Origin of the sequence: Bifidobacterium sp. UBA6881, from assembly GCA_002451435.1 — a bacterium.
Classification (GTDB): domain Bacteria; phylum Actinomycetota; class Actinomycetes; order Actinomycetales; family Bifidobacteriaceae; genus Bifidobacterium.
This window is the reverse complement of the sequence record DKCF01000004.1, coordinates 1-5,823: the sequence shown is the minus strand read 5'-3', so window position 1 is coordinate 5,823 and position 5,823 is coordinate 1. Positions and strand designations below refer to the sequence as shown.

General features: G+C 60.4%; 3 protein-coding genes and 1 pseudogene. All 4 read right to left on the bottom strand.

Translation table 11 applies throughout. The features are described 5' to 3' along the window. Positions 1 to 64: 64 nt before the first annotated feature. A complete protein-coding gene (locus B3C64_RS00200; RefSeq protein ID WP_291532911.1) occupies positions 65 to 2,242 on the bottom strand; it encodes a KUP/HAK/KT family potassium transporter in 2,178 nt (725 codons plus the stop codon). A 182-nt stretch (positions 2,243 to 2,424) separates the two neighbouring features. Next, entirely contained in the window at positions 2,425 to 3,381 is a 957-nt protein-coding gene (locus tag B3C64_RS00195; protein ID WP_291532910.1) for a TatD family hydrolase, read from the bottom strand. A 49-nt stretch (positions 3,382 to 3,430) separates the two neighbouring features. Continuing rightward, positions 3,431 to 4,927, bottom strand: coding sequence for an MFS transporter (locus B3C64_RS00190; RefSeq protein WP_291532908.1), 1,497 nt, complete (start codon positions 4,925 to 4,927; stop codon positions 3,431 to 3,433). Positions 4,928 to 4,993: 66 nt separating this feature from the next. Then, positions 4,994 to 5,823: pseudogene (locus tag B3C64_RS00185) on the bottom strand (alpha-L-arabinofuranosidase); the annotation flags it as partial.

Genomic DNA, 5,823 nt, shown 5'->3' with positions numbered 1-5,823 from the left:
GCCAGATACGGTGATGCCCGTCCGCAAGAACGGACGGGCATCACCAACGGAACATCACGCCATGTCACACGCGCTTCAGACGCGGCGGACGCTGCGTGGCCAAGAACAGCGGCTGGATCTCGATCAGCGGGTTGTACGGGGCAAGACCGAACCACTTGACGGGGGATCCGGCCAGATGGCGAATCGCGTACTTGACCTGCAACGACAGCGCGCCCCGCTGGGAGACCTTCGACTCCGGCATCAGTGCCTTATGGATCAGCACGTAGCGAATTGGCCCGATGTTCGGATCGGCGTCGAGCTTCGGATAACGTGTGGTCTGCTTGGGCAAATCACCCGACTTCGACAGATCGTTCATGATCTGGTGGATGTACGCCGGAATCGACTGGGAGACCTTGAAGCCCAGGCGGATGCGCACGCGAAACAGGAAATCCGTGCCGAAGTTCTCGACCGAATACTCACGCGTGAACGGCTCGTCGGCGGTCTCCACGGAGACGGCCCACCATGCGCGCGCACGCTTCGGATGGTCGGCGAAAATCGAGAAGAAGATATCCGTGTCGACTCGCTTCATCTCCGGATCGGACGTCAGATACACGATGTTGTCGGCGAAGTACGGAATCGAATTGTCGTCGTGGAGCTTCTGCAGAATCGGCAGGCAGTCGGCGGGCTGCATGTGGCGCCGCTGCGCGCGCTCCAGATTCGTGCCCTCATTCCACGTGTACATGACAAGCAGAATCGCGAACGTCAGCAGCATGGTGAACCAGCCGCCGCGCAGGAACTTGGCGAGCGACGCGAAGAAGAACATGAACTGGATGGCCAGGAACAGCACGGTGAATGCGATGGCGCCCACACGCTTGCCGTCATGCCAGATATAGACGGCGAGCAGAATGGTGGTGGTGATCATCGTGATGGTCAACGCCAGACCATATGCGGCGGAGATATGCTCAGAATCGCGGAACAACGCCAGCACCAACAGCGTGGAGACGCACAGCACCGCGTTGACCACGGGAATGTACAGCTGACCACGAGTACGCGCCGGATAACGCACCTGCAGGTGCGGCATCCAGTTCAGGTGGGTCGCCTCCGAAACCATCGTGAACGCGCCGGTGATCAACGCCTGCGAGGCGATGACGCCGGCCGCGACCGACAGCAGAACGGCCACGTAGCGCACGCTCGGAGTCATCATCTCGAAGAACGGGTTCAGACCGTGCATGCGGCGGTATGCCGAATCATCCCAATGGTTGAGCATCCACGCGCCCTGGCCGAAGTAGCAGAACACCAGAGCGACCTTGATGAACGGCCAGGTGAAGTAGATGTTGCCGCGACCGACGTGGCCCATGTCGGAGTACAGGGCCTCGGCTCCGGTGGTGGACAGGAACACCGTGCCCATCACCGTCAGTCCGGCGACGTTATGGCTGCTGAACAGGAACTTGACGCCGTACACCGGATTGAGCGCCTCAAGCACGCTCCAATCGCCGCTCAGGTTCACCAATCCGACCACGGCGAGGAACGAGAACCACACCATGACCACGGAGCCGAACACCTTGCCGATGCGTTCGGTGCCGCGCGACTGCACGGCGAACAGGCACACGATGATCACGATGGTGATCATCAGCGTGAGTTCCTTGTTTTCCGTGAACAGTTTTTCGAACGCCGGCAGCGTTTCCAGACCTTCCACTGCCGAACTGATCGACACGGCCGGGGTCAGCACGGAATCGGCGAGGAACGCGGCGCCGCCGAGCATGGCGGGAATCGCCAGCCACGCGCCGTATTTGCGAATCAGCGAGTACAGAGCGAAGATGCCGCCTTCGCCCTTGTTGTCGATGCGCATGGCGATGAACACGTATTTGACGGTGGTGATCAGCGTGATCGACCAGAACACCAGCGACAGAATGCCCAGTACAGCCTCGCGGTCGGTATTGGCCAAGCCGCCCTGGCCGTTGAGGAAGGTCTGCATGGTGTACAGCGGCGAAGTGCCGATGTCGCCGTACACAACGCCCAGCGCGACGATCGCCATGGCCGGCGTGATCTTGTTCGGACCGGACTGCACCCGGCTCCACCAGCGTCCCAGACGGCCCTTGCTGGCCACCTCATCGAGCTTGACGGCTTCCTGCTGCTTTTCCTCATGCTGCTTGATGAGCTCTTGACGCTCTTCCTTGGTCAGGACCTTATGCGAGACCTTCGGCGCCTGCGTGTATGTAGCCGCATGAAGCAGCGGCTTTTCTTCGTTCGGCTCGTTCGCCATAACGCTTCCTCCAAGCGGCGGGCCTTCCAACCCGCTCCCCAAAATAAACGCAATCCGGCACGTTAGGAGCCTTGCAAAGAGTTGTCAAATCTTCACACAGTTTTCGGCGTTCCTTTTTCGCGTCTGAAGTAATCTGTTTAGATTGTCTTCACTCTAATTTTTCTTGTTTTTCGCTTGTTTTCTCAGATTCCATACACCTCATGCGTGGTTTGACGCGTTGCTTCGGCGATTTTCGCCAATGGCTCGTCGAGATAATCCGCCAACGCCTGCAACGTGTATGGGATCATGTACGGCGCATTGGTGCGGCCGCGGTATGGCATCGGGCAGAGATAGGGCGCGTCCGTCTCCACCATGACGTGGCTCATGCCGACCAGCTTCGCGGATTCGCGGATGCCGCCGTTGCCTTTGTAGCTGGACGTGCCGGAAAGGCTCAGATACCAGCCGTTCTCGCGTGCGATCTCCCCCATTTCGGCGTCCCCGGAGTAACTGTGGAACACGGTGCGTTCCGGAGCGCCATCCGCCAACAGGGTCTCGATGACTTCCCTGTGCGAATCGCGGTCGTGGATCTGCATGGGCAGGTTCAGTTCCTTGGCGAGCGCGATATGCGCGCGGAACGCCTCGCGCTGCAATTCCTTGGCGCCTTCGCCGGTACGGAACAGGTCCATGCCGGTTTCGCCGATCGCCACCACCTGCTTCGGATAGGTGACGGCCAGGCGATGCACTTCGGCCAGCGCGTCTTCGAAGCTGGTGTCATGCCATGGCTTGTATGTGACAGGAAGGCCGTCGGGGCCGGGCACGCCGCGGTGCCCGTGCAGCACGGCTTCATTGGGATGAATGGCAATCGCGGCGTGCACGGTTCCCGGATGTTCGCGGGCCATGTCGATCGCGGTCATGAGATTCGGCAGTTCGCATCCGCAGTCGATCACGCCTTCCACGCCGACCGACTGCGCCTGGCGCAGCAATTCGTCGACGCTGTAGACGGGCACCTCGTCCTGGCCTTTTTCCACGGCTTCGCGGCTCATCGCCCGAGAGAACGGCACGACGGACGCCACATGGGTGTGGTTGTCGATGACGTGCGCGTTTTCGGGAAGGGATTGCGGGGCGGGAGCCCAATTGCGGTTGCGGTGATGCTTGCTCATGGTTTCCAGATTAGCGCCGGGTGTGAGCAAGCCGCACAATGGCATATCGCTATGCTTTCCAGCAATCCTCGTACTTGAGTCCGGTAAGTCGTTCGACCACCGCCTTGGTGTCGGCGTCGACGTCCGCTTTGCTGCCGCCGTTCTGCAATCGGGTGATTTCCCGCAGAATGATGCCGTCGGTATGTTTGTCGATGGCGAGACGGGAATCGATGATCCAGCAGATGATCAGCACCACTGCGGTGAAGCCGAGCAGCACCGCCGCGATGCCGACCTGCGCGGACCACGGCTGTGCGGATTTGGTCGAGTCGAAGCCCGTGGCCGACAGCACGACGCCGACCAGCATCATGATGACGCCGGAGAACAGCTGGCGTGCGAAGAACTGCATGCCGGAGAATGTGGCCGCGCGCGAACGTCGGGTCACGATCTGATCCACATCGGCCACATACGGGAAAACCGTCCATGGCAGATATCCATACAACGCCTTGGCCGTCAGGAACCACAGTATGCCCGCGAACGCGAATACCATCCACGCCGGTGACGGGATGCGCCCTTCCAGCAGCCATGCGGCCAGAAGCCAGACCACACCGATCAATCCGGCCGAAAACCCGATTGCGTACATGCGCCGCGGCCCGATTCGTGTCATCATCCAGCCGAACACCGGCATCAGCGGCAGGGAAATCACGCCGCAGCTCAGCAGTATCGAAGCGAATGCCGCCGAACGGTTCCAGTTGTACAGGATGAAGAACACGAAGGTCTGGCTGAAAATATCGGTGGACGTGAGCACCAGCAGATATATCGCAAGATGCTGACGGAAAACCGCGATACGCACCGTGCTCGCATATTCACGCACGACTTTGCGCAGACGACGTTTCCATCCTTGGAATCCGATGCGGGACGGTTTGATGACGCCGTTTTCCCATTGTCCGAATCCGGCTTGACATGGTGTGAGCTCCCATGTGGCAAAGCAGCTTATTCCGGCGGCCAAGGCAAAGCCGATGGTGAACGCGAAAGCGACCACCATATATCCCATTGGACGCTCCTCGCCCATGAGTGCAAGTACGATGCCGCCGATCAGCGGCACCAACGTTCCGGACGCGGATGAGATGAACATGCGCACCGTAGACAGCAACGTGCGTTCCCCGAAATCCTGCGCCATTTCACCCGGCAAAGGGTTGTACGACGTCTGGAACATCTGGACGAGCACGACCCACAGCACGTAAACGCCCAGATATACGGCGAATGGGAGCCCAGGAATCCACAGCAACAGGCCGAAAAGCAACAATGGCGGAATCATCAGCATCAGCAAATGCCGACGGCCGACTTCCCGCGCCAGCCGGAATCGGTACAGGTTGTCGTCCAGCACGCCGAAGAACAACGCCGCAAACGCGCTGATGATGGTGCTCAAGCCGAGAACGGACTGCGCGGAGCCGATGGTCATCCCACAGAATCGAGTCCAGAACAACGCAAGGTAGGTGGAAACCAGTACGCCTTGGCCACCGCCATAGAAATCCCCCATGCCGTAGCCGATGGCTGAACGAATGGTCACTTTACGGGAACGTTCCCAAGAAACTCGCATTGATCCTGCGCTCGATTCCGTGGTTTGAGATTGGTTTCAGCCGTGGAAGGCGATCGTCGAGAACGACCAGGATGGCGCGTCATAGACGCCATCGCCCATATCGACCGTGGTCTCGATCGGAACGGTCGGCGAGGCCTTGCCGTTGCCGCCCGCATACGGATCGTCGCCGGACAACACCGTCGCCGTCGCGCGTGCCGCCGACTCCGCTTCGATGTTCAAGCCGTCCAGGAGCGCCCGCGCATCCACTTCCACGGGATCCGCCGTCGCGTTGACCACACGCAGATAGGTGATGCCCGCGGCGCTGTCCCGGGATACGGTGACCGTGCGGCGCGGCTCGGTTTCCGCTTCCTTGCCGTCCGCGATGAGATTTCCGTCGATGTAGAGTTTCATGGAACGTCCGCGGTCCGCGATTTCGATGCGCACTCGCCATGTGGTGCCTGGCCGCACTTCGTTCATGGAGACTTCGGTCCCCGCGAGCGCGTAACCGGTGCCATCGCGCATGACCCGTACCTCATGGCCGCGGCCAAGGGAGACGACATTGTGGTTTTTGCCATCGATGTCGCCAGTGACGAGCTGCATGCCCCAACGTCCCGAGTAATACACGACGGTGGTGTCGATGCTGTATGCATCCGCGTGGATGTCCAGAGGGAGATCGAGCCGGTTGCCTTGGTAGTGGACATCGCCCAATGCGATCGTCTCTCCAGTGCCGGTGGTGACGGTGAGGTCGTTCAGATCGGCCTTGGCGTTGCCGTCAATGCGCAGTTTCACGGTATCCGGCAATTCGCGGCGCAGCATGGTCGGTCCTTCCACCGACACGGGCCATGCCGTGTCGGCCGTGGTGCTGGCATACATCCGTTGCACCCAGT